The sequence below is a fragment of the Maribacter sp. 1_2014MBL_MicDiv genome (genome assembly GCF_001865655.1).
GTDB lineage: Bacteria > Bacteroidota > Bacteroidia > Flavobacteriales > Flavobacteriaceae > Maribacter > Maribacter dokdonensis.
In genome coordinates this window covers 4,042,862-4,068,644 of sequence record NZ_CP011318.1, presented here as the reverse complement: position 1 = coordinate 4,068,644, position 25,783 = coordinate 4,042,862, and the positions used below count along the sequence as shown (strand labels likewise).

The following is a 25,783-nucleotide window of genomic DNA, read 5'->3' as shown; positions in this document are numbered from 1 at the left end:
TAGAATAAACCAATTGCTATTAAAGAAAATAAAAGATATTACTTCTGACAATTTTATAAAAGCAGTAAATCTCGGCGATAAAAACTCAAAGACCTTAGGTTTTTTACCTAAATCGGCTTTTGAGAAGTATGCAAAATTAGGACAGCTTATTGGGGCGTTTAGCTCGAAATCCAATGAATTTTTAGGTTATTTACTTTATCGAATATCATACAATAGAGTTACGATTGTACATTGCTGTATTGATATCAAATACCGTAATAAAAACATTGCCCAAAAATTAGTTGATAATTTAAAACAAACTACCAAACAATACGATGGTATAAAACTTAGCTGTAGGAATGATTATGGCATTGATAAAGTTTGGGAACGTTTCAATTTTGTTCCAATCAAAGAGAAAAAGGGTAGAAGTAAATTAGGATTGCCCTTAACTATTTGGTGGTATCCACATTATCAAAATAATTTATTATCTCAAATATCTGATTTTGAATTAAGTAATAAAATTGTAGCTGTAATTGATATGAATATCTTCCTGGATATAAAAGACGAAAGAGAGGAAGAAAGTCTTGCTTTAAAAAGTGATTGGTTACTCAGTGAAGCTGTTTTATATTATACAAGAGAAATTTACAATGAAATAAATAGATGTAGAACTCAATCTGAAAAAACTAAAAATAGAAATTTATTAAGTTATTATAAAGAACTTCCTTTTAATGAGGATAAATTCACACAAGTTTTAAATGAACTTAAAATCAAATTTTTAAGAAAAAGTGAGAATGATAAATCAGATTTGAATCATTTAGCTTATTCTATATCTGGAGGGGCCCAGTATTTTATTACAAGAGATGAAAACTTACTAAAGAACAAGGAATTCTTCAGTAAATATGATTTAAGAATTTATAGACCAAGTGAATTTATTACTCGCTTAGATGAAAATATTCAAGTTTCGAAATATAAACCTCAAAAATTAATTGGGACGAGCATTATCTCAATTAGCATCGCTAGTGAAAACATTGACTATTTCACAAATCTATTTCGCAAACCATCTGAAAGAAAAAGCAAATTTCAAAAAACTATAAGAGATTGTCTTTCTTCACCTAATCTTTTTGAATTACAAATAATTTCCTTAAAAAATAAAGAGTTAGCATTCATTATTTTAGATAGAACTGCTAATAATTCTCTTAATATTCCAATTTTTAGATTTCTAAATAATAATTTAAAAAGTACATTATCGAAACATATACTTTACAAGGCTATATCATTATCATTAAAAGAAAATAGAAATAAAATTATAATAACAGATCAATTAATAGATACCGATATAGAAAACAGTATTATTGATACTAAATTTTTAAAAGTTGAGAACAATTGGATTAAAATAAACTTAAAAGGAATAACAAATGTAAAAAATATTGATTCTCTAATTACAGAATTACCACAAGCTAAAAATATTATTTCTACAATAAGTAGTAACCATTCTAATCCATTTTTAGTCAATTATAATATTGAAAGACATTTTTATCCTTTAAAGTTAAAAGGATTAAATATCCCAACTTATATTATTCCAATAAAACCTATTTGGTCTGAGAATCTTTTTGATGATAAATCAAACGAAGAACTTCCACTATTTGAATCTAACTATGAATTGTTATTAAATAGGGAAAATGTATATTATCGCTCTGCATTACCTAAAATACTTGAATCTCCATCTCGAATTTTATGGTATGTTAGTGAGAATAAATCTACTAAAAATAGAGGATTTATCAGAGCAACCTCATATATAGATGAAATTTTCATTGACCATCCAAAAAAATTATTTAAACAGTTTGAACATTTAGGTGTATATAAATGGGAACATATATCCAAAACTGCAAAAAACAAGAAAAAAATGATGGCTTTCGTATTTTCTGATACTGAACTATTTAAGAAAAATATATCATTAAAAAATATAGCTGAGGTTTTTAAATGCTACGAAAATAAAAAGTTTATGGCTGTTACTCCTATAAAAATTAAACCGGAAACGTACCTTGCGTTTTATAAATTAGGTAATGAATTATGATATTGGATAGCATAGATGGCAACCTTTTACTTATCTCTATAAAGCCTAAATTCGCTGAAAGTATTTTCAATGGAGAAAAGACGATAGAATTAAGGAAGTCAGCTCCGACAAGAGCTGGCAAAAATAGCTATATGTTAATTTACGTTACAGCTCCTGTAAAAAAAGTTTGGGGAATTTGTAGAATAGAAAGTATAATAAAAGAAACACCAAATAGGCTTTGGGAAAAACACGGACAAAAGACTGGAATTACGAAAAGTGAATTTAATGACTACTATAAAGAAAATAAAAAAGCCTTTGGAATTGAAATTGCTGATGTTATAAATTTCTCAGAGAACTCTGTTGATTTAAAAAATTTAAAGAATTATTTTCCTGGTTTTTCTCCCCCACAAAGTTATGGATATTTAAACAAAGAGCTAATAAGTAATAGCCCTCTTAAAAAATTGATATCATAAAAGTTTTTTTTTATCCTACTTTTCTCACACACTAACTGATAATAAAACTTTACCTAATCACTTCGCCTATTCTTCTCCTCAATCCATTTACTCATAAACTTGGTAGCGGTCATGGTTTGGTGTTGTAGCAAGGTGCCTATAAAATTCTGTTTGCGGTGTGTAGTTATATGCTGTTGAAGCTGTGCTATGTTGTTTGCAAGAATGCTTTCTAGACTTGTTTTATTGTATAAAGTATTGATTAGAGTTTTGGCTTGTTCTTGTGCGGTTTGCCATGCTTCTTTTTTAGTGTATAAGCGAACAGCAGCTGCTACAAAAGCGCTGTGGTCGTTTTCTATATATCCGTTCCAATCCAGAATACCATGCATGCCTTCCGCGCCCAAGGTGGTAGTTACGCTGGGTGTACCGTTTTGCATTGCCGAGAGTAATTTTCCTTTTATACCCGCTCCAAAACGTAGCGGAGCCAAACATACTTTGGCGTTTTGCATGATAGCATCTACATTATCCGCTCTACCGTGTACCAGAAACTTCTCTTTCGGGTTGTGCATTTCCAGTAGCTGCTGAGGCAAATAAGCACCGTAAATATGCATAGTTGCCTCGGGCAATTGTTTGTGCACCAATGGCCAGATAATGGATTTCAAACATTTTACGGCATCTATATTAGGGGCATGTTTGCCTCCGCCTATAAATATAAAATCTTGTCGCTGTTCAAATGTTTTCCAACTGGTGTCATTACCAATTTCATTGACCATAAAAGGGAGTAACAACAATAGACTTTTATCAATTTTGAGTACTTCGGTCAATAGTTCCATTTCATAGCTGGAAATGATCAGGGACAGATCACAGCGATATATACTGGCAATTTCCCGTTTGGTCTTATCATCAGCTAACCAAGCTTCAGTAGTAAATGGAATTTCTTTTTTAAAACACTGCTCGCGCACATGACGAAGGGAATGTAAATCTTCCGTATCTAACACTCTAAGTGCTTGTGGACAGTTTTCCGCTACACGCCACCCAAATTGTTCTTCGGTCAAAAACCGATCGAACAACACCACATCAGGATTTAACTCTTTTACAAAAACATCAAAAGAACCATCGTTCATCTTGATTTCCGCAGTTTCATATCCAAGCGCTACCATATCCGCCGAATACGCTGATTTTGAAGCCGCAGAAGCAATCGTAATGCTGTACCCTTGGTTTTTAAAAACCTGTAACAGTTGCATCATACGAACACCGGCCGCAGTAGAAGCAGGTTCTGGCCATACCAATGCGATTACGAGAAGGGTTTTGGGATGTTTTTTTAAGTACAAAGTCCGAAGTATTAAGTACAAAGTACGGGAAATGCTTGTTGGTTGGCAAGTTTATTACGTCATTGCGAGGAGCTTTTCGCTACGTGGTAATTTGTTGAATGAATGTAACGGATTATCAATAAAGTACTATTGTCAGTTCGAGTGGCTTTTTAGTTGAAGCATAGTGGAAACTAGAAAGGTGTATCGAGAACCTTTGGTACACGAAAGAGTTCTCGATACCCTCCTACTCGGCGGGCAAGCTAATTTCTCGTGCCTCAAAATTCACTCGAATTGACCATACGTTTATAGATTGGTATTGCAGATTAAAACCGCTGTCACTTCGAGTGGCTTTTTAGTTGAAGCATAGAGGAAACTAGAAAGATGCCTGCCTGCCGGCGGGCAGGTATCTAGAACCTTTGGTACTCGAAAGGGTTCTCGATACCCTCCTACTCGGCGGGCAAGCTAATTTCTCGTGCCTCGAAATTCACTCGAACGGACTGAAAGGTGTAAAGTGAGAAGTACGAAGTATTAAGTAGTTTGATTTTACAATGTGTTAAGTAAGAATTGAGAAAATAGAAATTAGAGTATAGACTTTTTGTTCTATGAAATTTAGCAAAGCTTAATTTCCATCAACCAACAACCAACAACCAACAACCAACAACCAACAACCAACAACTAATCCCCCGAAACCCCTATTTCATCTAGTACCACTACCCCATAATCCGTTTGGTCAAAAATAAAACTGATCGTAGTGATCTCATCGATTTTAAGTATTGAATTTGCTGCTGAAAAAGCTTCCAAGGGAATATGAAAGGTCTGTAATTGCACTTCCCAGTCTTCACCGATCATTTCCTTATCCAAGAATCCGAATTTGGTAAAGCGGGTTTTTAAAGGTTTGGTTATGCCTTTGATATCGCTCACTTTTACCATGCTTGTTTGTCCCGCTTTATCGGTAAGCTGTATGGAGAAATCCAACTGTGGCACTTCCCGTTCTTCGGCATCTTCTTTCGCTTCTTTCTGCTCATCGGTCAAATTGAAATCCAACCATTCGTGATTGCCGGCACCAAGGGTAAACTGTAGACTTGTGGTATTTCTTAAAGGGATGGAATCGGCTTCGGAAAGCAAAATTTCATACCTTGCTTTATCGGAACTATTATCGGTATTCTCATAATCCCATCCCAGGATAACGGCATTGTTCTCTTGGCTACCTTCATCACGTGTAGGTAGGTTTTGTTCTTTCCAAAGCGCCATATTCGTAGCTAGTATCTTTGCGCTATCCTTTGCCGTAGTTATATCAATATCGCCCTCAAAATCAGCAATAGTATGAAAACTAGAGGATTCAAAAGAAGTAAGGTAATGCTCTACCGGAAGCCATTGTTTGGCAACGGAAACATTTTTGAATATGGCGTGGTATTCTTCCCTATTCTTCAACGTAGCCTCTGCAAAGGAGCTGATAAACACCTTGGCAGCTTCTTGTTGCTGAACCTCCTTTAAAAGCGGATTTAAATTCAATAACCATTTAGAAGGTGCGCCAAAATCAGAATTGCCCCAAGTGGTATTAAATTGACCGTGATTGGCATGGTGAATGTACACCCCGGCCTTAAATCTGGAAATAGAATCCGTGTACTGTAACCGACGGTAGGGTCTCATACCCCAAAAGCTCACTTCATCCGCATCATAAGAGCCCTGTATACTTAAAAAATTTATATTGTTCAGTATTATCTTACGGTCATATCTATAATCCGTTGGAGCAAGTGCCACTACCCCTTTAATTCCGAAATTGAAATTGAATTTTTCCAATGCCTGATCAGGAAAATAGGGTAACGGATTATACGCTGCGGCAATGGAAACCGCCTCTCCACCACGGGAATGCCCAACGAGCATAATATTGTCCAAATCTACCTTTTGAGATAGCTCATGACCCTCTTGATTGTTCCAAGTTCTCCATTGCTCCAAGTGCTTTAATAACAACCATGCGCGCGCAGGCATTTCTTTTCCCCTAAAATCGCCGGACCAATGACCGTTTAAAAAATTTTCATCTACGGATACCGCTATAATCCCCCTACTCGCTAATAAATTCCCCAAATAACCATAACCATCATCGGAGTAATCTAACATATTATGATTACCATGTACAATTAAGGTAATGGGGAAAGGTCCCTCACCTTCCGGCATATACACCCTACCGTTCAATGGAAAATTCTCTGCACCAAAACCCCAATAGCGTTCGCGCCATTTTTTCTTTTTATCCTTCCAATCGGGAATTAACAGGGAACCATCAACAGTATTCGTCCTAAACTTTACGCCGGTTGAAAATTCCTCTCGTTGTACATCCGTACCGCTACCATAGGTAAACGTTTTAACCTTGAACGTACCAGGTGCAGCAGGGTTCTGTATGGGAACCGGTTCTGGTGGAAAGGAATTTTCATGTGCAAAAGCCAATGGAACTTCTTTCTCATAAGGGTCCGACCCGGAATTTGCCAGGGCGAACAAAGCATAACCGGTGCCGCCTAAAAGTATCAATAAAAAGGCACCATTTAGAAGGTTCCTTTTCAATTGAAATTGATATAGCGCAATACATAAAAGTATGCCTAACGCTATGATGCAAGTATAAAATAAGGTAGGCCAACCAAACCCAATACATTTTAAAATGGTAAAAACAATAACTGCGCTAAGAACAGCGGTTATAGAGTGAAGAGAAATTTGCTTTAAACTTTTACCTAGAACATTTAAGATGCCATATACCAAAATGTTGATCACGAGCCCCAAAATAATGGCAATAAACATCATGACGATAGGATGCCAACCGGTTAAAAAGTGATAGCCTGCAATGCCGTAAAATAAAATGGTTAGAAGTAAGGTGAGTGAAAATAAGCGATTTTTCATTAGTTGAGAGCGTTCTGGTGGTTCTAGCTCTTGAAATTAACCAACTTCTGTGTAAATAGGTAACGAACCCTACATTTTTCAACATCCCGTAAAATACGGCACACCTAAATACAGAATTGGCAACTACGCTTATTCTAAATCATAATGCCTAACCTAGTCTTTACCCCTACATTTTAGCCGCAAAAAGTTTAGAGATTTTAGAACGTAGTTTACGCTCATAATCTTCCTCTAACCATTCTTTGTAATTTTTGGTATTGTTCATAATACAGTACGAATATTGGCGCACACGATATTGAATTTCTTCCTTTAATTTTTTCGCAAGAATACGGGCATCAAAAACGTCTTCTGAGTTTTCTACACATATTTTGGCATGTTGCTCAATACTCTTTTCCAGCACAAGTTTGGATTTTTCACCGTTGGCAAAACTCTTTTTGTATTCCGCCTTAATGTCAAAATCAATGTCGGTCGATTTTGAAAATTCCGCCCTTAGGTCCGGCGGCATTTCATAAACGAATTCACGCTCAATTTCCTCATCGTTCTTAATATTCTCCAAATAGAAATCTGGAAAATGAAAAATTTCCTGCCAATCTATACCAGCGTTCCAAAGTCCAAAACGGGCAACATTGTTACCCATATCAATAACATTGAATTCCTGTTTGTTGGGCAGATATCTAGAACCACGACCGATCATTTGAAAATAAAGGGTCAATGAACGTGTAGCACGATTCAAAATAATGGTCTCCACACTAGGTTCATCAAAACCGGTGGTCAAAATACTTACGGAAGTCAAAATGGCATCAGGGGTTTCTTTAAACCATTTTAGAATCTCTTTTCGCTCCGCAGCATTATTCTTATTATCTAAATGACGAATGTTATACCCAGCTTTTTTAAAGGTTTCGCAAACGTACCTAGAGGTATTTATACCATTGTTGAAAATTAAGGTCTTGGTACCTTTTGCTATTTCATTGTAAGCGGAAACAAGCTTGTTCAACATGCTGTGGTTTCCGTAAAGTTCATCGGACGATTTTACCGTATAATCTCCACTAATACCCAATTTTAGGGTCTGTAGGCTAACGTCATAATTGTACATGTTGGCCTTAGCCAAGAATTTTTTCTGAATCAAGGATTCTATAGACTCGCCCACGATCAACTTTTTATAGTTGTCTTTCATGGGTAGCTTAATATTGGAGCTTAAAGGCGTTGCCGTTACCCCAAGTATAACAGAGTTCTCGAAGTACTTAAAGAGTTTGCGGAAAGAATTGTAATGCGCCTCATCAATAATGACCAAACCAATGTTATTGATCTCTACTTTCTCTTCCTGAAGTCTATTGTTCAGCGTTTCTACCATGGCAACAAAACACATGAACTCATCTTGATCCTGCCACTCCTTGACCTCGCTATTAATTATTTTGTTCTTTACCCCAAACCCTTTCAACATTCTAGAGGTTTGTTGACTAAGTTCTATACGATGGGTAAGTACAATGACTTTTTTATTGGTCTTGGCTATGTAGCGCTTGGCTATTTCAGAAAACACCACGGTCTTTCCACCACCGGTAGGCAGTTGGTAAAGCAGGTTAGAATTATCACCGTTCTCTTCTAGATACTTAAAAATAGTATGTAGATCTTCCTCTTGATAATCGTACAGGGTCTTCTCAGCGGTCTCTTTATGTAACTTCAAAAGGTTTGTAGGCGTTTATTTAGATTAATAATGCAAAAACCTTATAAAATTATAAGAATTTTATGGGTATAGGAAATAAAAAACTTTAAAACACAATATTAATATCCCTTGTTCATATCTACCAGATTCTGCAATTTTTCGCCGGAATCTAACCTTTTGTAGTTTTCTACAATTTGTGGAATAACCGAACCGGTGTCCGATACACTGGCGTAATGAGGGGTCATGTGTATTTTTTTATGGCTCCAAAACGGATGGTATTTAGGTAAGGGTTCAGTGTGGTACACATCTAAACAAGCCCCTGATAAATGATTCTCGTCTAAAAGTGCCAAAAGATCCTCATCTACCAAGTGTCCCCCACGGGCAACATTAATAAGATAAGCATCTTGTGGAAGTTTGGATAACAATTCTTTATTTAAAATAGCTTCGGTTGCCGGAGTTAGCGGTAGCAGGCACACCAAAATATCACTAGTCTTTAAAAACGCATCCTTTTCTTCCGGACCTGCATAAGTTTTTACGCCCTGTATGTCTTTCTTGCTTCTACTCCACCCTTGTACCTTGAACCCAACGGAAGTGAGGTCTTTAGCAGTAAGCGCACCCAATTCGCCAAGACCTAAAATGCCAACGGTAACGTCCTTAATTCTTTTGTAATCCTTAGGTTGCCAAATATGGTCTATCTGATCTAATTTATATGCGTTCAAATTTTTAAGATGCGCCAATAGTACACTCAGAACATGTTCAGACATGTCACTGGCCAAATAAGGATCTACAATACGTGTAATGGGAATATTCTTAGGTCTGGTATCATCTTCAAAAATATAGTCTACCCCTGCCCCTGCAGAGGCAATACATTTTAAGTTCGGGTAATCTGCCAGAGCACCTTTTGGATGTTTCCAAATACAGGCCATGGTAATATCTTCCTTTGGGTGCTCTTCTAAATAGCTGTACACTTTAAGTGAGCTATTCTCTTTAAGCAGTGCATTCTTCCATAGATCTATCTTATTGTCTTGTCTTATGATAACTATTGCCATATGCTAATCAATTATATCCAAGGCTTTAGAGAATTCTTCTTCATAAGGCCATTTTTGGTTTTGGGTTTCCGTATAAATTTTAAGAATACGCTCTTTAAAATCCGTAAAGATTCCTTGAACGCTTGTAAAGTGAACTACCTCGTTAAATGAATTCAACATGCTTTTGAAAAAGGAGTCGGGCACATTTTTCTCCATTGAAAACGTCTGTGCAATTTCAAGATTATAGCACATGACATCAGCAATAAGGTGAGAGTCTACCCCCAATTTAATAAAATGTTTGATGAATTTTTGAGCTACCGAACGTCTTGCCCGTGGCCGCTTTCTTTTTAAAGGGAAGTACTCGTTTGAGATTTTTGCCTTGGCATCTTGCACCAATTTATCCTCTTTAGGGTTAAAGGCAAAGTCATAGTAAGTCTTCACCGCCGGAAATTTCTCGTACAACTCCAATATCTGCTCTTCCAGCGCTTTTTTCGGTGATTTGGATAGGTGTGTTTTTAATGCCCTTTTACTCATAAATATGTGCTGTAAGACATCAAAAATACACTTTACCAATGTAACGTCATAAATCCTTAAATCTTTGTTAAAGCTAATAAATGGTGTAGAACTATGATGTTATTCATTAGGTTATTACGATAAAAAATGCTATACTGTAAACTTGTACAACTTCTAAATTCCATACACACATATGAGGCAACTAAAGATTATCAAGCAGGTAACGAATCGTGAATCGAAATCACTGGATAAATACTTGCAAGATATCAGTAAAATTGATTTGATTACAGCGAATGAAGAGGTAGAACTAGCGCAGAAGATTCGAGAAGGTAGTCAAGCAGCTTTGGAAAAATTGACCACGGCCAACTTAAGATTTGTGGTTTCCGTAGCAAAACAATACCAAAATCAGGGTCTAAAATTACCGGATTTAATTAACGAAGGTAACTTAGGCTTAGTTAAAGCAGCAAAAAGATTTGATGAAACAAGAGGATTTAAGTTTATATCCTATGCCGTTTGGTGGATCAGACAATCCATATTGCAAGCTTTGGCAGAACAATCTAGAGTTGTTCGTTTACCGTTGAACAAAATTGGTTCAATTAACAAGATAAAAAAGACATTTTCTTATTTAGAGCAGGCACATGAGCGCCCACCGTCTCCAGAAGAGATTGCCAAAGAGTTGGAAATGACCGTATCTGAAGTAAAGCAATCATTGAAAAATTCTGGAAGACACGTATCTATGGATGCTCCGTTACGTGAAGGCGAAGATTCCAATCTGTATGATGTATTACGTTCAGGAGAATCTCCAAGACCGGATAACATTTTATTACAGCAATCATTGAACACTGAAATCAATAGAGCTTTAGATACCCTATCTCCAAGAGAAGCAGATGTAGTAAAGCTATATTACGGTATTGGTGACCAACAGTCCATGACCTTGGCAGAGATCGGACAAACCTTTGATTTGACCAGGGAACGTGTTAGACAAATTAGAGAAAAGGCAATTCGTAAATTAAGACATGCCTCTAGAAGCAAGTTACTTAAGACCTATTTAGGCTAAATATAATTTTGTTTTAAAAAAGAAAGCGCCCGTATAAAACGGGCGCTTTCTTTTTGTTTTTTATCATCCTAAGAATAGGATAGTTTATTGATATTAAAATTTACCAGAATACTATTTAGATCCTGGATGAAATTTTGATAGGACGAGAAATCTTGGTTTTGATGTGCCATAGGTTTAAATTTTATTGGTGTTTTGGTTTGGTAGATTTTACATGTAATCCAACTCAGCTAATTCGTTGATACTTAAAATCTCATTTAAATCTTGAAGAAAAATAAGGTATTCTTCACCGTAGGTGTCGTAAAGCATATTGTAGGTTTAAAAGTTAATCTTAATTTGGGTTTTCATATCTTGATAGTAAATATATAATGATGTTAAGGTTGTCACAATAAATTGTGGTGAACCAATTTAAATATGTTGTAAAAACTACCTAAATATGTTGTTAAACATAAAAATACCCTTCAACCCTGTGTTTTATTAGGGGTGCGACCAATGTAGTTCATCCTATTATTAGGTACTTAATCGGTTTTTCCCTCAAATTTGACGCTTTTTAATACCCATCCGGAATACTAACTTTCATATATGCTTTAAGCTATTGTTAAGAAATCTTTTAATTTTTATCAATACAAAAGATTGATTTTCAACCACATAACAGATAACAATACCTTGGTGATATTTGCGTTTTTATAGTAATCCTTTAAATATGGTATAATCTTTTACCTTTAGTAACATAAAACAATACATATAATGATGTGTTTCCCCGGCAGTAAAACAAAAAGTATACTATATACGATATTGGTAACTTTCTTAATAGGTAACCAAGTAAATGCACATGCAGTAAAAGAGTATACTGCTTACGTAGATGATTTCACCAATGTAGAACTTATACTCAACAGCCACAGTTTTAATACACACCAACGTAGTACCTTCACCTATGGTTCACAAACCGAGACCATTGAACGAGGTCTGACCATAGTGCACTTGCAAGGCGATCATAAAATAGAATTTAAGTCTTTTGACACCTATGGTAGTGATCAAGACGTAATAGACTTTATTAAAGTACTTACTGAAATGATGAAAGCCAAAGCTAGCATAGCCATATTGGCACATGATTCCGCAGCCGCAAAATTAGAAGGATACCAGAAGGAACTTAACAATTTAGGGCTACCCCAGTTAAGTACATTAAAAGGAAGACAAGCATATATTATGCATCATATAGATGGGCAAATTTTTGAGCAAATAGATGATAATTCCATTACCAAGCAAATACGTATTGCTTCACTAATATTGGACACAACCATATATTTTCCAAGAGAGGTCTATGAATTTGAAGACAATATTGATCGTTACATTGCCCACGCAGGTGGTGAAATCAATGGTGTAAAGTCTACCAATTCTAAACACGCCCTAGATGAAAACTATAAAAAAGGATTCAGGTTTTTTGAGCTGGATATTATAGAAACTTCTGACGGCAAATTAGTAGCGGCACATGATTGGAACATGTGGGCACGTTTTACGGATTATACAGGTACCTTGCCCCCTACCCATGCCCTATTTATGAAACAGAAAATCTATGGGGATTATACCACCTTGGATATGGAAGGCATAAATACTTGGTTTAAGCAACATCCAGATGCTACTTTAATAACTGATAAAGTAAACGACCCACTAGCCTTTGCCAATGCTTTTATTGATAAGGACCGACTAATTATGGAATTGTTCAGTGTTATGGCCGTAGAAAAAGCATCTGAAAACGGTATACATACCATGATCTCCCAAGAACCCTTATTGGCAATAAAGGGAGACAAAATTAATTTCTTAAAGGTGAACGATGTAAAATATGCTGCGGTATCACGAAGAATAATCTCTAGTCAGAAGAAATTAATGTTAGCGTTAAGAGATGCAGGAATTAAAGTGTTTGTCTTCAACGTAAATTTTGACAGCGGTAAAGATGAACAATATGTATATGATAATGAACTGGGCTTGGTATATGGCATGTATGCCGATAAGTGGATTACCGATATGGGTTCTAAAAATTGAACTCATAGGTGAGCCCCGCTGAAATGGAATAAAAATAACTACCGGGGTCAAAAGATTGTTCTTGTCTCAAAACCCCAACATTGGTTCTATAAGCGCTCAAATTATTCTTACTTGTAAACTGATACTCAAAACTTAAACGTTGAGATTCTATATACAACAATGTTTCTGCCAGTAATTGGTCACCAGAAGTAAATTGACGTAGCTCTGGTGAAAACCCTACACCTACATTTATACCCATAAAGTTTTCGGCATCCTTTAGATACTTGCGGATTAATAGATTCCCCGATACATTGGTTAAATTATCGGCTTCTGGCGTAATGTACGATCGCAATGAAAAATAGTAGTTACCAGTATAATACCCCAATGAATTGGTTATAGATTTTACATCCTTGGTCGCAAAATTTATGAATCTACCACCTGCAGAAAATTCAATACCACTTTTATGATTATAGTAGACATCCCCACCCATTTTATGGTTTGGATACAAATCAGATTCCGAATAACCATAATTTAAATAGGCATAAACGCCCTTGGTAATTTTTGGATAAAGGTCTACATCTAATTGAATTCCGTTTTTGCCTAGCCTATTGCTGTTGTTTATTCTAGGAATGATCACTCCGTAAGGTGTTTGCCTATTGTAAGAAATACTAGAGGTTGTAATAGGATCAAAACGCTTATCGTAAAAAGTAACCGAACTGTTTACCGAAACCGTGTTTTTTAGCTGTTCTTCGGTAACCGGTGTTTTATGTACATTTTGCAAGGTATCCCTCTCGGCAACCTTAGCAGTTTCTTTTTTTGGTTTTGATGAACTCCTTGCTATTTTACTGTTTACATTATACCAAGCTTTATCACTATAAACAATGCCATTTATCCCATCTATGGCAATTGCTCGTAATCTTTGCAGCTCAGGGTCATTAGATTTATGCAGTAAAGCCTTATTGGCAAGACCATGTGCAGTATGATAGTTTTTGGCATAAAGTTCGTTCTTTATAGCCCCTAACCACGCTACTCTGTTATTCTTGTTCTTAGACAATATGGTATTGAACGCAGACCTGGCACCATCATAATCGCCTCGCCAACTTAAGGTTCTTGCCCATAGAATAGAAGTTTCCTCCTCTGTTTCCGGTTCATTGATCAAGGTGTACAATATATTGTGGGCAGTATTTGTTTTGCCCTCATACGCCAAAGCATAAGCACTTTCAAAAGAAGGGTTACTATACGGTGTATCTTGCCCTTTTGCCTGAGTAACAAGCAGTAGCATGATTAAAGATGTAATATGTAGCCAACTCTTATTCATTATTCTATAGATGCCAAAGTGCTATTGGTAGTATCTTTTGAAGTTTGATAATTTTTAATTCCTGCCTTTCTTGCGCTTGTTTTAGCCCTTGCTATTTTATTGGAAACTTCATTGGCACTAGCACTGTTTTCCTGAACGATATCTACCAAGGCCAAACCTTCCGCGTGTTTATCATACCAGAAATACACATCAAAAAGTGCGGCGTAGGAATCTATATAATTTGGGTTCATGGCAATACATTCCTTTAAAATCTTTACCGACTCCTCATAATTACCTTTCCAAATGTGTAACCGTCCCGATAAAATCTTAGTGTCTATATGGCTGGGAGATTCAGACAGAATGTAACGGCATAATAAAAGTGCATCATCCCACTTTTTGTTAAAAGCTAAATCCCGTGCCTTAAAAAAGGAACGGTCAAAATTGCTTCCATCATAAATACTGTTGATCCACGTAATTTCTGCCGGTGTAAATTTTTCCGTTTGAACAGAAAATATGGTCAAACTATCTGGTATGATCTTATTTTCTGTAGTGACATAATGGTTCACGGACTTAAAGCGCTCCAATGATTTTTCTACCCCACTACCGCCAAAGGTAGAACTGATATCCATATTTTCATCTAGCTCCATAATATCACCGTTCGTATATAATTTCTCTTTACTTATATACTCCTTCAGCTCATTTTTGTTACGCATTAGGGGTATGTTCTTAGTGGACCTAAATGCTGTTTCCATATCTAGCGCACCACCCATCCATGCTACTTTCTTAGGCATTTTAATTTCGTATGCATTATCCAACAACGCTAGAATAGACGGAGTGACATCAAAATGTGATGAGATAGAACTCATTTTACGTGTTTTTTTTAACATTGGGCTATACATGATCAATGGCACATGAAAACGACTGATACTGTTTCTCTGCGGAATAGGTATAAGCCTATGGTCACCGGTAATCACAAAAATGGTATTCTCATAATTTGGCTGAGATTTATAGGATTCCATAAACCATTGAATAGCATCGTCTGTATATAACAGTGTGGCAAAAACATTATTGTTTTTTTCAATGATTTTTGTCTCCCTGGAACCAAAATCACCATTCTTTAAAATCTGATCTACTTTGGTTTCAAAAAAATCTTGGTTGGGCGGTATAAATGGCTCATGCGTACTAATGGTCATGTACACTTCTAGTCTTGGTTGATCTTCGTTTCTTTCTAAACTGATACTTTTTTTGAACAATTCCTTGTCCGGATATCCCCATGATGAACCGGCGGCATCTTCAGCCTGTTGCTGGTATTGAATTCCAAATCCCGATTTATCCAGTATAAAATCAACATTCTCACTATTTAGAAATCGGTCTACCTTATCAAAAGAACTATTGGTACCTTGATAAAAAGAAGTATGGTAGCCATTATTTTTTAGAACACTGAACATCGTAAGTTTATTAGGATATTCTTCTAGCTCCATAAATCCGCTTTTACCAAAAGGCAACGAACCCAATAAAGAAGGTAAAACCCCAAATGTTCTCCCGGTATTGCTCAAGAAATTTTCCCAGTACAAGGATTTGGTAGTCAATGAATCTAGAAATGGGGTAAATCCGCCAAACTCGGCACCTTCCCCAACGAAATCCCTACCCAGACCTTCTACCATAATAAATACGATATTTGGTTTCTCTTCTTTTAATTCAAAGTAATCACCAAGAACATTTTCAATGATCGGACCTTGAACCAACGGGTATTCTTCTTTAGAGGTATATGAATTATCTTCTGTACTGGTATTGTATATGTTAACCGCTAAATATTGAACTTTGTTCTGGTTAATGGGCTTTCCATCTGTAAACAAAGAAGCCATGAACAAGCTGAACAACACAATGGTAAAAGGGTACATTCTACTGATCCTATGATAAAATTTAGAAGTAACCTTATATAAAACCCAAAAAAGACCAATTAAAAAAGCAACGGCAAAAAGTAGGTATACCGAAATAATGAATCCGCCAGAATTGGCAAGGGTTATCTTTACATCTGCATAGCTATATCCTAGTAAATCTGACCCTAAAGGCACCAAAGTAGAACAATAGTATGCAATAAGAACTGCCTCAAATATCAGCACTAAGCCCAAAAGAACGAATACTAGGTTAAACCCATATCTGGAGCGCAGATTTTCCCAAAAATTAAAAGGAAAAACCATAACAATACCCATTAAAGCGGTAAAGCCAATTTGATGTACAACAGCTTTAAGAAAACTAACTGAAATAATAGCATCTATAACACCTTTATAGTATAGCATACCATATTGAAAAAGCGTTAATACCAGCAGACATCCAAAAAAGGATATCATAAGCCGCGTATACTGCTTTAAGGTATATCTATCTATTTTACTTGTGTTCATTGCTATTATGTTGCTTTTGCAAAACCTTTTCTAACTTGGGATCCCCAGCCAGATTTAATCTTAAATAATTTTTTATAATTGCCCCTAACCGCAGCATATACCACAATTGGGTGAAAAATGAAAGGTTCTAAAATGGCCAGACCCATGAGAATAAGAATATCTTTTGTTTTTCTATATTGGTTATAGGAATACACATCCCAAAGAATGGCGTAAAAGGAAATCATGATCGAAAACAGAAAAATGGCCAACGTAATCATGAAAAAGAATTCCCAATTTAAAATACCCAAATAGGCAAAAAGGATAATGGTGAAAAAACCAAAAAACTCCAATAATGGAGAAAGCCACTCATAAAAAAACCAGTACGGATAGCTTAACAATCCCAATCTACCATACTTTGAATTGAACAACATATCCTTATGCTTGAACAACGTTTCTAAATTGCCTCTAGCCCAACGATCTCTTTGGTTCACAAGAATGTTGAGATCTTCTGGAACTTCTGTCCAACACAGAGGGTCGGGAATATACTCTATTGTATACGGTTCCCTTCTATCATGCATGTAACGGCGCATTTTAAAGACGATTTCCATATCCTCACCAACGGTATCCGTATCATAACCGCCAACAGCCAAAGCAATTTCACGTTCAAAAAAACCAAATGCACCAGAAATAATAAGTAAACTATCAATTCTACCCCAAGCCATTCTTCCTAAAATAAAAGATCGTGTATATTCCAATAATTGGAATCTTGCCAGCCAATTACTGGGTAATCTTATTTCCTCTAACTGCCCGCCTTGAATAATACATGAATTTGCCACACGTATAACACCACCAACAGCTATGACCCTTTTCTTGGAACGTTGAAAGAATGATTTTACCACGTGCAATAAGGCATCTGGCTGTAAAAGGCAATCAACATCTATACAACCTACGTATTTGCTCGCAGAAAGTGCTACACCGGTATTAAGGGCATCAGACTTGCCACCGTTCATTTTATCTACAACGGTCAGCTTTTCAAAAGCCCTATTCTTAGATTTATATATTCCACGAACCGGTTTTGATTTCCAGTCGGGATCCATTTCTACATCGATCTTTTCAAGGTCGTAAGAATCTATTAATTTCTGTAACGTATCATCTTTACTACCATCATTAACAACCATTACATCATAGTTGACATATTGTAATGATAACAAGGATCGTATATTCTCTACAATGGTAAGACCCTCATTATAAGCAGGTGCTATAATGGTAATTGTTGGCGCCAAAGGAGATGCCATAATTTTTGAAATATCGGTGAAGCTGTTCTTATTTCTATAATGCAATGAATTTCTTGTTGAGAAATACGCCATTAAGGAAAATAGAATAAAGAGTATTAACGTGAATACAAAGAATACAAAATTGATGTACTCCAAAACAACACCAAATAATTCACTATCCATTTTTCTTATTGTATAAAGAGTTGGACATGGAACATAATTGGTCAAATAAGGTAGAACCGCTTTCTTTGTGTGCTACGTTGTTTTTTGCTTTCTCTGTTATTTCCAATTCAAAATTAACATCGAAAATGGAGTTTTTTGCACCTTCTAATTGTATCTCTTCTTTAGGCAATGCTAAGCGGATTTTAATCGCATTCAATGCATCATTTGCCTCTTTGGACAAATCGTTAGACGTAGAATCTATAATACTGTTCAGTAATCGGAATTCTTTTTCATCGCCCACAATTTTGATTTCATGAATCAACATAAGTTTGGTTTCATGATCTGCTTGGTGATAAATATCGGTAAACACGCTCATAGCCAAATTACTGTCCTCGCTTAACAGATCATTTGGTCGTGGGGATTGATAGGAGAATTTTTCAATAAGCTCATTAGCTCTTTCAATAACCAATTCAGAAGTATTTTCCTCAATAATATCATACAATAAACCTAGTTCACGGCAATCTCCGAGTTCCGAAATGTTTTCTAAAATCACCATGGTCTCCAATTCTTCCTCAGGCATAAAATTGGCCGAAAAATTAACGGTACCGTTCTTTATTTCTAAAATAGGTTCAATTGCAGCGTCTTCTAAGTTGTCTTTGTCGTTTTCTGATATGATTGATGTCCAATCAATACTCATTTCCTCATCGAAATCTTCTTCGCTGTCTAAAGTTTCAGTGACCTTACCCACTTGGTTTAACGCTTCATTTTCTAAAACGAACATAGGTTCCAAAGCATCGGGCTCCTCAAGGACAACATCTTCTTGTGCAACAACATCATCTATCACCAACGGTAAAAAGTTAAACGTAAGTTCTTCGTTTTCAATCTCTAAAACCGTGTCCTTCGTCTCTTCATCATCCAATTCAGTTACATCATGATTTATAATACCTACATTAGTTTCATCTTCACCCATAACATGAGGTAAGAAAGAAAGATCCAATTCACCTATTTGCTCCTCAACTTCTGGTTTTGACATTGGTTGATCGGTAACGCTCACTGTAGGTTCTGTAGAAATCTCTGTAGATGCCACAACCGCTATATTCTCTATAGATTCATTTTTTATAACCAGTAAATCATCTTTCCCTTCTATTTCAGCTTCAATTGAATCAGTATTCTCAATAACCTCTTCCGTTTCTATGGACGAGGAAGGTTCTATTAGTGATTCAAGTGTCTCATCTTCAATTACTTCTTCTACCGCTTCAAACTCTGGCTCATAAAAATCTACTTTAGCAATATTTTTTGTAGGCAATACACTTTCAGGATTGATCTTGTTCAAAGTGCCGATAACTTTGCCCTTAATATTGAAATGACGTTCTGTAGCTTTTAACTTTTCTAGAAAGGGCACCTCTGAAGCAGACCCCAATTCACCTATGGCATCTAATATTGCAATTTTTATATCATGGCTTGCCTTAGGGTACACCATAATTAATGTGGGTAAGGCGCTAACAAAATGAAACTCTTTAATGCACTCTATTGCCTCTGCCTGTATTTCTTTCTTTTTATGTTTTAACAGTGTTATGATTGACTGTTCAGCATCGTTTTGACTATAATATTTTATAAGTCGTAAAGAGAACAACACTACATGTGTATTGGTAGAGGTTAACCAAAGCCCAAATTGTGGTGGTGTGTAATTTGGTTTGTGCCTAAGTACATCTAACAATTTTAACTGTTGCCATTCTGCAATTTTATATTTTGTATTGTCAAGAAAGTATTTAATACCTTCTTCTTTTAGGTTGACCACGGCAATTTCTGCCTGTTTACGTACAGTACTTTGTCTATGGTTAATGAATTTAATGATCAAGCCATAGGCTTCATCCACTTCCATGGTCGTCAGTTCCAAAATTCCGCTTGAAACCACTTGCCACTTGCTACTGCCCAATTTTTCATAAGCATCATGATGCAGTCCTAAATCTTTGTATAAATGGATTAGAACATCTTGTGATTGTCCAGATAAGTCTTTGCGCAAATCAAGTAAAACTTCGGTCAATACATGTCTATCGAATTTATTCTTGATCAATTCCCGTATCTGTACTTTTAGATTTAGATAGTTCATTTTTTCCTCTTTAGAATTAGAATCATCATAGAATAAAAATTCATTGATCATAGGGGAAAATTCTACCTTCTTTTCTTTGGTACGCTTGTTATTGGCAGTAATGTTATTTCTGATTAGAAATACCCCAACAAAGTAAATTACCGATAACACCAAAAACAATATGGTGAGCCACCAGAGATATTCTAAATTGAATTCCGGGGCTGTAATCAGCGAAATTTTTATTTGTCTTGGGGGAATTAACAAATGTTATTATTTAAAATTATTTATTTATCTCTCTAGCTATGCGTACTAATAATTCTGTTGGACTAACTGGTTTTGTAATAAAATCATTTGCTCCTAATTCAAAAGCAGTAAGAACGTTCTGTTCATTGCCTGCTGATGAAATAATGATGATAGGCGTATTTGATTTAAGGTCGTTTCTGACATAATCTATAAGCTCAATACCTGAAAAATAAGGCATCATAATATCGCTCACGATAATATCGGGCATATCATTTTTTAGATATTCCTTCACCTCTTTTCCATTGACGGAATGATGAACCGCATAACCGCCTTTTTTTAGCCTAAAATTTAAAAGCGAGGCCAACAGTTGATCATCATCTGCCAAGAGTACACGTTTACCCATATTATTTTTTGTTTAGGGCCTTTAAATCCATATCTAAATTCTCCTCTAACAAAGGATAATCGGTTAAGAATAGTTCATATAACTCTTTTACCTTTTCAGGTTGATGTGCTTTACAGCTTGCCTCTAGGTCTACAATAAGCTTTCTCATACCATCAGCTTTAACCATGGCAAAACCAGCCTTTAATTTATGTGCGGATAACGCTATCTCTTTTAAATTTTCGGTTTTTAAATGAATTTTTACGTTACCTATAAATTCTATGGCGTTTAATTTGAACAACTTCACCAGTTCATTTAGCATATCTATCTCTCCAAAACACTCTTTTAAAAGATGGTTAAGGTCTACAACAGTTGTTTCTTTAGGTTCTATCATTGGCTTTTGAAGTAATGCAGAATACTCTGCTTGTTCAAGTTTACTATTTTTATTGTCTAGTATGGTCTTCATTAATTGTTCTAATGTGTACGGTTTCAGCAAAAAATCATTTATGCCAATTGCTTTACAGTCTTTACTGTCCTGCTCAGTGAAATCTGCACTAAATGCAACTATAGGAATAGTATTCACCTTGGTATTGCTATGCTCTCTAATGATTTTAGACACTTCAAAGCCGTTTTGTCCGGGCATTTTAAGATCCATTAAAATGAGGTCTATATCTTTGGATTCTAAAGTTTTCAATGATTTTGGCAAGCTTAGATTGGAATATACCTTACAGCCCCATTTGGTCAGCTGCTCTACAATTAAGCGCTGATTCATTTGGTTGTCTTCAAAAACCATAATTTTGGTTCCTGCCAACACCTTTCTGCCTTCTAATGTGCTGTCATTATTGGTGTTTTTGCTGGTATGGACATTATTGCCTAAAGGATAAGGAACCCTAAAAGTTACCGTTGTACCGCTATCTACAGTACTATCTATTTCAATATTGCCCTGTAGTTTTTCAATAATCTCTTTTGTAATCGTTAAACCAAGTCCCGTACCACCATATTTACTAGAGGTGTCATTTTCAGCTTGAGTGTAGCTATTGAAAATGGTCTTTATTTTCTCCTGAGAAATACCAATACCGGTATCTGCTACGGAAAATTCAAGTTCACAACCACCATTGAAAGTCTTAGATGCAAAAACTTCAAGCTTAATAAAGCCTTTATGTACAAATTTTACCGAGTTCCCTAAAAGGTTAAGAAGCACCTGAGATAGTTTAGAAGGGTCTCCTTTAATTATCTTAGGTACGTTTTCGTCAATTTCTACCAATAACTCTATATCACGATCAACAATTAAGGTTTCGCACAAGAACATAACATCATTCAACAAGCTATGCAGATTGAAATCTACAGACTCGAAATTGGTATTACCTGAAGATATTTTAGAATAATCCAGCACCTCATTGATCAACTTTAAAAGTGTATTGGAGGCAAATTGTATAGCATCTACTTTTTTGTGTTGGCTTTTGGTCAACTTTTCTTCGTTCAGCAAATTTGTAAACCCGATGATGCTGTTTAAAGGTGTTCTAATCTCATGGCTTATATGAGCAATAAATTGCTTTTGATCAATCTTTTGCTCTCTCATATCACTAGCCTTGGTTTCTTCAACCATAGGGGAAGTAGTATTGGGAGAATAAATATGATTTTCTAAACTAGATCTAAACGTGTTAAAAGAGTTTTTTAACACCTTAGCTTCATTGGCATTTAGCTCCTCAAAAGAAAATTCACTTACTGTTTTTTCCAGTTGTGCTAATTGACCAAGTAAATCCTTAGTTTTTGAAATTGCCATAAATAGGTTTTCTTTAATTGGTTTGGGTTGTAACTTATAATTCCCTAAAAATGCGCTATAACCATTATGCAGACAATAAAATGTTCTCTAAGGCTGGTTATTTGTTGTGAATACACTTAAATTGTAGGTCATAAACCAACCCTATGAAACAGTTTATCTATTTAATGTGCGTTTTATCGATAGTATCCTGCGCAGAAAAAAAGGAGAAAAAAGAAGAAACCACGCTTGAAAAAGCCCAACGAATTCATGAAGAAGTCATTACTATTGATACCCATAATGACATCAACATCAAAAACTTCACAGACAGTGTAAATTACAGTCAGAGGCTAGATACCCAAATCAATTTACCCAAGATGGAAGAAGGCGGTTTGGATGTTACTTGGCTTATTGTTTACACAGGTCAAGATACGCTTACAGATGAAGGTTATGCCAAGGCCAAAGAAAATGCCATGTCAAAATTTGAGGCTATCCATAAATTGTGCGAAGAAATTGCACCGGATCAAATTGAATTGGCATTAAATTCTGCAGATGTAAAAAGAATTGTAGAAAGTGGTAAAAAGGTTGCCATGATCGGTGTTGAAAATGCATACCCGATCGGACTAGATATGGACCAATTTAAAGTTTACCATGATTTGGGCGCACGTTATATTTCATTGGCACATAATGGTCATAGTCAGTTTTCTGACTCCAATACAGGTGAAGCTGATGATGAATGGTTGCATAATGGTTTAAGTGATTTGGGGAAAGAGGCCGTTGCCGAAATGAACAGGTTAGGTATAATGATAGATGTATCTCACCCATCAAAAGAAGCTATAAAGCAAATGATTTCCTTGTCAAAAGCTCCTATAATAGCCTCGCATTCATCGGCAAGAGCCTTATGTGGACATAGCAGAAATTTGGATGACGAGCAATTGCTTATGATGAAAGAAAATGGTGGTGTAGTACAAACGGTTGCCTTTAGTTCATATCTAAATACGGAAAAGCATGAAGCAAGGGCAGCATTCATGAAATCAATTTACCAGCAAGTAGCAGATTCTTTGGATATAGCTTGGTATGAGCGTTCTCAATTTTCCAGTTTATCCGATGTTGAAAAGGCGGCATTCATGGACAACTACCCTAAGGTTTTAAAAATAGGCAAAGAAATAGCAGAAACTAAAAGCGATGCGCCAGAAGCGGTAAATGTTAGTGATTTTGTAGACCATATAGATTATATGGTAAAATTAATAGGAATTGACCATGTGGGTATTAGCTCTGACTTTGATGGCGGCGGTGGAATTGAAGGCTGGAACGATGCTTCTGAAACATTCAACGTAACCCTAGAACTTGTAAATAGAGGCTATACCCAAGAAGAAATAGAAAAATTATGGGGAGGAAACCTATTGCGAGTACTTGATGACGTACAGCGAATAGCAAAAGAATTGGGTGAAAGTTAATCAACTTCACCCAATGCCGCTAAGCGATCTTTTACAAACTCTATTTTGGTCTTACCATGTGGTGTAGGTTTTCCGTTTTCACCTAGGTTGACCATAATGATATTATCTACGGTAACAATAGTTTCATGATTCATCTTATTACGTACCTCACAGTTTAAGGTCAATGATGTTTTACCGAACTTTACCACCTCTATACCTATTTCAATAACGTCACCTTTAACGGCAGCGCTCATGAAATTGATTTCTGACATATACTTGGTAACCACTTTACCGTTTTCCAATTGAATAATGGCGTAAAGGGCTGCTTCTTCATCTATCCAAGCTAATAATCTACCACCAAATAAAGTGCCGTTAGAATTTAAATCGCCTGGTTTAACTAATTTTCTTGTATGAAATCTCATAGTCTATTTTTTAGCAAAATTTACACTGCAAAGTTAGTTGTTAATTTAGTAAAACTACAATTTGACCCATTTTAGAGGTACGATTTATCAATTGTAAATAGAGAGCAATTAATAAGTTTCATATTAATAATTGTTGCTTGACAGAATTATGATAAACAAAATTTTAGGGGTACATATTTAATACTGTGGTTATTGTTCATAAGAGGTTAAAAACTTATTATACCCCTTGTATATGGATTTTATCTTATACGTACCTTTAAGTAAAATCTATACATAATGGACAGGACACAGAAATTGCAGTCAATTCGACCTTTAATTCCATCTGCCAGAATAGTACCAAATATGAGTGATGATGAACGATTTCAAAATCTTACATTACGCCCCATATTAAAATTACAGAATGATTTATTCCTAGCCTCTTTTCAGAATTATATCAAGAAAATGAAAAATACGTTTTACGAGCTAAAACTTGAAAAACGTTTGGACTATGTTACCAAGGCCATTCAAAAAGACATTAAGTTTAGAAATTCTTTAAAAGGCATGATCATTGGTCAATTTACGGTCGATGAATATGAAATTTATATTCAAAACTCATCTGCCTTGAACAAACGAATGATGAATATGGTGATTAAAAGAATACAGGATCAAATTCAATATTTTGAAAAGTTAGAGCTCGTCCAATAGTGATTCCCCATTTAAATTGGTGGTCAATATACTGCTCATAAGGTCAAAATAAGGTCTTATAGTTTCAAACGCTTGGTCTATTTGCTTGGCAAAATCGTCTGACAGTACCTCTGCATCGGTAAAGCTTTTGGTAAAAATGAATTGTTTTTTACGAATAAATGCAATGTTAGGGTCTTCTTTATCAAATCCCTTAGGTGCTGTCTTAAGCTCATCACCTACCAATGGACCCCATATGTTTTTAAACGAATTGTCTTCGATAATGGAGACCAATTCAGAAATATCTAACTCCCATTCCTTTCTTATGCGTAAAAGGTCATTCTTCTCTGGTGCCCAAAATCCGGTAGCTATAAAACTATTGCCCGGCGCAACTTGTACATAGTAGCCACCACGCCTATGCTTACCGGCTCTAGCAAATGAGGCAGAAAAATGCGTTTTATAAGGAGTCTTGTTCTTGGAAAAACGAACATCCCTATAAATTCTAAATATTTTTAATTTTTCAATTTCATCGTGGGCATTCAATAATTGTAGTACATGATTAAAAAAGCTTTTTACCTGTTCTTGTTCTTTTTTAAAGGTGGGTTTATGTTCCGTAAACCACTCTCTATTATTGTTTTCTTTAAGTGCATTTAAATATTGTAAAGTGTTTTTTGTAATATTCGTTTCTAACATACGACCTAACTCTTGTGATTTTAAGCTAAAGTTAACCATT

At 35.7% G+C, this 25,783-nt stretch carries 19 protein-coding genes; 6 read left to right on the top strand and 13 right to left on the bottom strand.

Annotated elements, in window-relative coordinates:
* The first annotated feature begins 13 nt into the window (after positions 1-13).
* Together YQ22_RS17170 and YQ22_RS17165 are read left to right on the top strand one after the other, a co-directional pair.
* Positions 14-2,053 carry a hypothetical protein gene (locus YQ22_RS17170; RefSeq protein WP_071342174.1) on the top strand — a complete coding sequence of 680 codons (2,040 nt, stop codon included), beginning with the start codon at positions 14-16 and terminating at the stop codon, positions 2,051-2,053.
* Between the two features lie 2 nt (positions 2,054-2,055).
* On the top strand, positions 2,056-2,505 hold the full coding sequence (locus tag YQ22_RS17165; protein WP_198033492.1) for an ASCH domain-containing protein: 450 nt from the start codon (positions 2,056-2,058) through the stop codon (positions 2,503-2,505).
* A gap of 53 nt (positions 2,506-2,558) precedes the next feature.
* Here the strand turns inward: YQ22_RS17165 and YQ22_RS17160 are convergent, their stop codons facing one another.
* From YQ22_RS17160 to YQ22_RS17140, 5 genes are all read right to left on the bottom strand, one after another.
* The gene (locus tag YQ22_RS17160; RefSeq protein WP_071342172.1) at positions 2,559-3,812 is read right to left on the bottom strand and encodes a glycosyltransferase; all 1,254 of its coding nucleotides are present in this window, start codon (positions 3,810-3,812) and stop codon (positions 2,559-2,561) included.
* Positions 3,813-4,466: 654 nt separating this feature from the next.
* Positions 4,467-6,677 (bottom strand): hypothetical protein, encoded by a 2,211-nt coding sequence (locus tag YQ22_RS17155; RefSeq protein WP_156894594.1) that lies wholly within the window; start codon positions 6,675-6,677, stop codon positions 4,467-4,469.
* A gap of 166 nt (positions 6,678-6,843) precedes the next feature.
* On the bottom strand, positions 6,844-8,355 hold the full coding sequence (locus YQ22_RS17150; RefSeq protein WP_071342170.1) for a DEAD/DEAH box helicase: 1,512 nt from the start codon (positions 8,353-8,355) through the stop codon (positions 6,844-6,846).
* Between the two features lie 98 nt (positions 8,356-8,453).
* On the bottom strand, positions 8,454-9,383 hold the full coding sequence (locus YQ22_RS17145; RefSeq protein ID WP_071342169.1) for a 2-hydroxyacid dehydrogenase: 930 nt from the start codon (positions 9,381-9,383) through the stop codon (positions 8,454-8,456).
* A 3-nt stretch (positions 9,384-9,386) separates the two neighbouring features.
* Complete coding sequence (locus YQ22_RS17140) at positions 9,387-9,896, bottom strand: DUF6155 family protein (protein ID WP_071342168.1); 510 nt, start codon at positions 9,894-9,896, stop codon at positions 9,387-9,389.
* A gap of 172 nt (positions 9,897-10,068) precedes the next feature.
* Between YQ22_RS17140 and YQ22_RS17135 the strand changes: the two genes are divergently transcribed.
* Positions 10,069-10,932, top strand: a complete 864-nt coding sequence (locus YQ22_RS17135) for a sigma-70 family RNA polymerase sigma factor (RefSeq protein ID WP_036154298.1) — start codon at positions 10,069-10,071, stop codon at positions 10,930-10,932.
* 744 nt (positions 10,933-11,676) lie between these two features.
* The gene (locus YQ22_RS17130) at positions 11,677-12,969 is read left to right on the top strand and encodes a hypothetical protein (RefSeq protein ID WP_156894593.1); all 1,293 of its coding nucleotides are present in this window, start codon (positions 11,677-11,679) and stop codon (positions 12,967-12,969) included.
* On the opposite strand, the gene YQ22_RS17125 is transcribed toward YQ22_RS17130, so the two are convergent.
* The 6 genes from YQ22_RS17125 to YQ22_RS17100 are packed head-to-tail and all read right to left on the bottom strand — an operon-like array spanning position 12,959 to position 22,556.
* Positions 12,959-14,230, bottom strand: a complete 1,272-nt coding sequence (locus tag YQ22_RS17125) for a YaiO family outer membrane beta-barrel protein (RefSeq protein WP_198033491.1) — start codon at positions 14,228-14,230, stop codon at positions 12,959-12,961. The two genes, YQ22_RS17130 and YQ22_RS17125, sit on opposite strands and share 11 nt — an antisense overlap.
* A 35-nt stretch (positions 14,231-14,265) precedes the next feature.
* Positions 14,266-16,647, bottom strand: a complete 2,382-nt coding sequence (locus YQ22_RS17120; protein WP_071342165.1) for an LTA synthase family protein — start codon at positions 16,645-16,647, stop codon at positions 14,266-14,268.
* A 5-nt stretch (positions 16,648-16,652) separates the two neighbouring features.
* Complete coding sequence (locus YQ22_RS17115) at positions 16,653-18,083, bottom strand: glycosyltransferase family 2 protein (protein WP_071342164.1); 1,431 nt, start codon at positions 18,081-18,083, stop codon at positions 16,653-16,655.
* Complete coding sequence (locus tag YQ22_RS17110; RefSeq protein WP_156894592.1) at positions 18,076-20,415, bottom strand: HEAT repeat domain-containing protein; 2,340 nt, start codon at positions 20,413-20,415, stop codon at positions 18,076-18,078. The genes YQ22_RS17115 and YQ22_RS17110 overlap by 8 nt, the downstream gene beginning before the upstream one ends.
* A 16-nt stretch (positions 20,416-20,431) precedes the next feature.
* The gene (locus tag YQ22_RS17105; protein WP_058102672.1) at positions 20,432-20,797 is read right to left on the bottom strand and encodes a response regulator transcription factor; all 366 of its coding nucleotides are present in this window, start codon (positions 20,795-20,797) and stop codon (positions 20,432-20,434) included.
* Between the two features lies 1 nt (position 20,798).
* Positions 20,799-22,556, bottom strand: coding sequence for a sensor histidine kinase (locus YQ22_RS17100; protein ID WP_071342162.1), 1,758 nt, complete (start codon positions 22,554-22,556; stop codon positions 20,799-20,801).
* Between the two features lie 143 nt (positions 22,557-22,699).
* On the opposite strand from YQ22_RS17100, the gene YQ22_RS17095 reads away from it, so the two are divergent.
* The gene (locus YQ22_RS17095; RefSeq protein ID WP_071342161.1) at positions 22,700-23,989 is read left to right on the top strand and encodes a dipeptidase; all 1,290 of its coding nucleotides are present in this window, start codon (positions 22,700-22,702) and stop codon (positions 23,987-23,989) included.
* On the opposite strand, the gene YQ22_RS17090 is transcribed toward YQ22_RS17095, so the two are convergent.
* Positions 23,986-24,390, bottom strand: a complete 405-nt coding sequence (locus tag YQ22_RS17090) for an acyl-CoA thioesterase (protein ID WP_058102669.1) — start codon at positions 24,388-24,390, stop codon at positions 23,986-23,988. The two genes, YQ22_RS17095 and YQ22_RS17090, sit on opposite strands and share 4 nt — an antisense overlap.
* A 276-nt stretch (positions 24,391-24,666) precedes the next feature.
* Here YQ22_RS17090 and YQ22_RS17085 point away from each other — a divergent pair, with 276 nt between their 5' ends.
* Complete coding sequence (locus tag YQ22_RS17085) at positions 24,667-25,074, top strand: hypothetical protein (protein WP_058102668.1); 408 nt, start codon at positions 24,667-24,669, stop codon at positions 25,072-25,074.
* Here YQ22_RS17085 and YQ22_RS17080 read toward each other — a convergent pair.
* On the bottom strand, positions 25,057-25,782 hold the full coding sequence (locus tag YQ22_RS17080; protein WP_442914836.1) for a DUF2461 domain-containing protein: 726 nt from the start codon (positions 25,780-25,782) through the stop codon (positions 25,057-25,059). The genes YQ22_RS17085 and YQ22_RS17080 overlap by 18 nt on opposite strands.
* Position 25,783: the final 1 nt, after the last annotated feature.

What these genes read in the sequence shown, in the direction of transcription:
- YQ22_RS17155 (WP_156894594.1), bottom strand. Translation starts at nt 6,677, where the DNA reads ATGAAAAATCGCTTATTTTCACTCACCTTACTTCTAACCATTTTATTT.
- YQ22_RS17145 (WP_071342169.1), bottom strand. Translation starts at nt 9,383, where the DNA reads ATGGCAATAGTTATCATAAGACAAGACAATAAGATAGATCTATGGAAG.
- YQ22_RS17140 (WP_071342168.1), bottom strand. Translation starts at nt 9,896, where the DNA reads ATGAGTAAAAGGGCATTAAAAACACACCTATCCAAATCACCGAAAAAA.
- YQ22_RS17135 (WP_036154298.1), top strand. Translation starts at nt 10,069, where the DNA reads ATGAGGCAACTAAAGATTATCAAGCAGGTAACGAATCGTGAATCGAAA.
- YQ22_RS17130 (WP_156894593.1), top strand. Translation starts at nt 11,677, where the DNA reads ATGATGTGTTTCCCCGGCAGTAAAACAAAAAGTATACTATATACGATA.
- YQ22_RS17125 (WP_198033491.1), bottom strand. Translation starts at nt 14,230, where the DNA reads ATGCTACTGCTTGTTACTCAGGCAAAAGGGCAAGATACACCGTATAGT.
- YQ22_RS17120 (WP_071342165.1), bottom strand. Translation starts at nt 16,647, where the DNA reads ATGAACACAAGTAAAATAGATAGATATACCTTAAAGCAGTATACGCGG.
- YQ22_RS17115 (WP_071342164.1), bottom strand. Translation starts at nt 18,083, where the DNA reads ATGGATAGTGAATTATTTGGTGTTGTTTTGGAGTACATCAATTTTGTA.
- YQ22_RS17105 (WP_058102672.1), bottom strand. Translation starts at nt 20,797, where the DNA reads ATGGGTAAACGTGTACTCTTGGCAGATGATGATCAACTGTTGGCCTCG.
- YQ22_RS17100 (WP_071342162.1), bottom strand. Translation starts at nt 22,556, where the DNA reads ATGGCAATTTCAAAAACTAAGGATTTACTTGGTCAATTAGCACAACTG.
- YQ22_RS17095 (WP_071342161.1), top strand. Translation starts at nt 22,700, where the DNA reads ATGAAACAGTTTATCTATTTAATGTGCGTTTTATCGATAGTATCCTGC.
- YQ22_RS17090 (WP_058102669.1), bottom strand. Translation starts at nt 24,390, where the DNA reads ATGAGATTTCATACAAGAAAATTAGTTAAACCAGGCGATTTAAATTCT.
- YQ22_RS17085 (WP_058102668.1), top strand. Translation starts at nt 24,667, where the DNA reads ATGGACAGGACACAGAAATTGCAGTCAATTCGACCTTTAATTCCATCT.
- YQ22_RS17080 (WP_442914836.1), bottom strand. Translation starts at nt 25,782, where the DNA reads ATGGTTAACTTTAGCTTAAAATCACAAGAGTTAGGTCGTATGTTAGAA.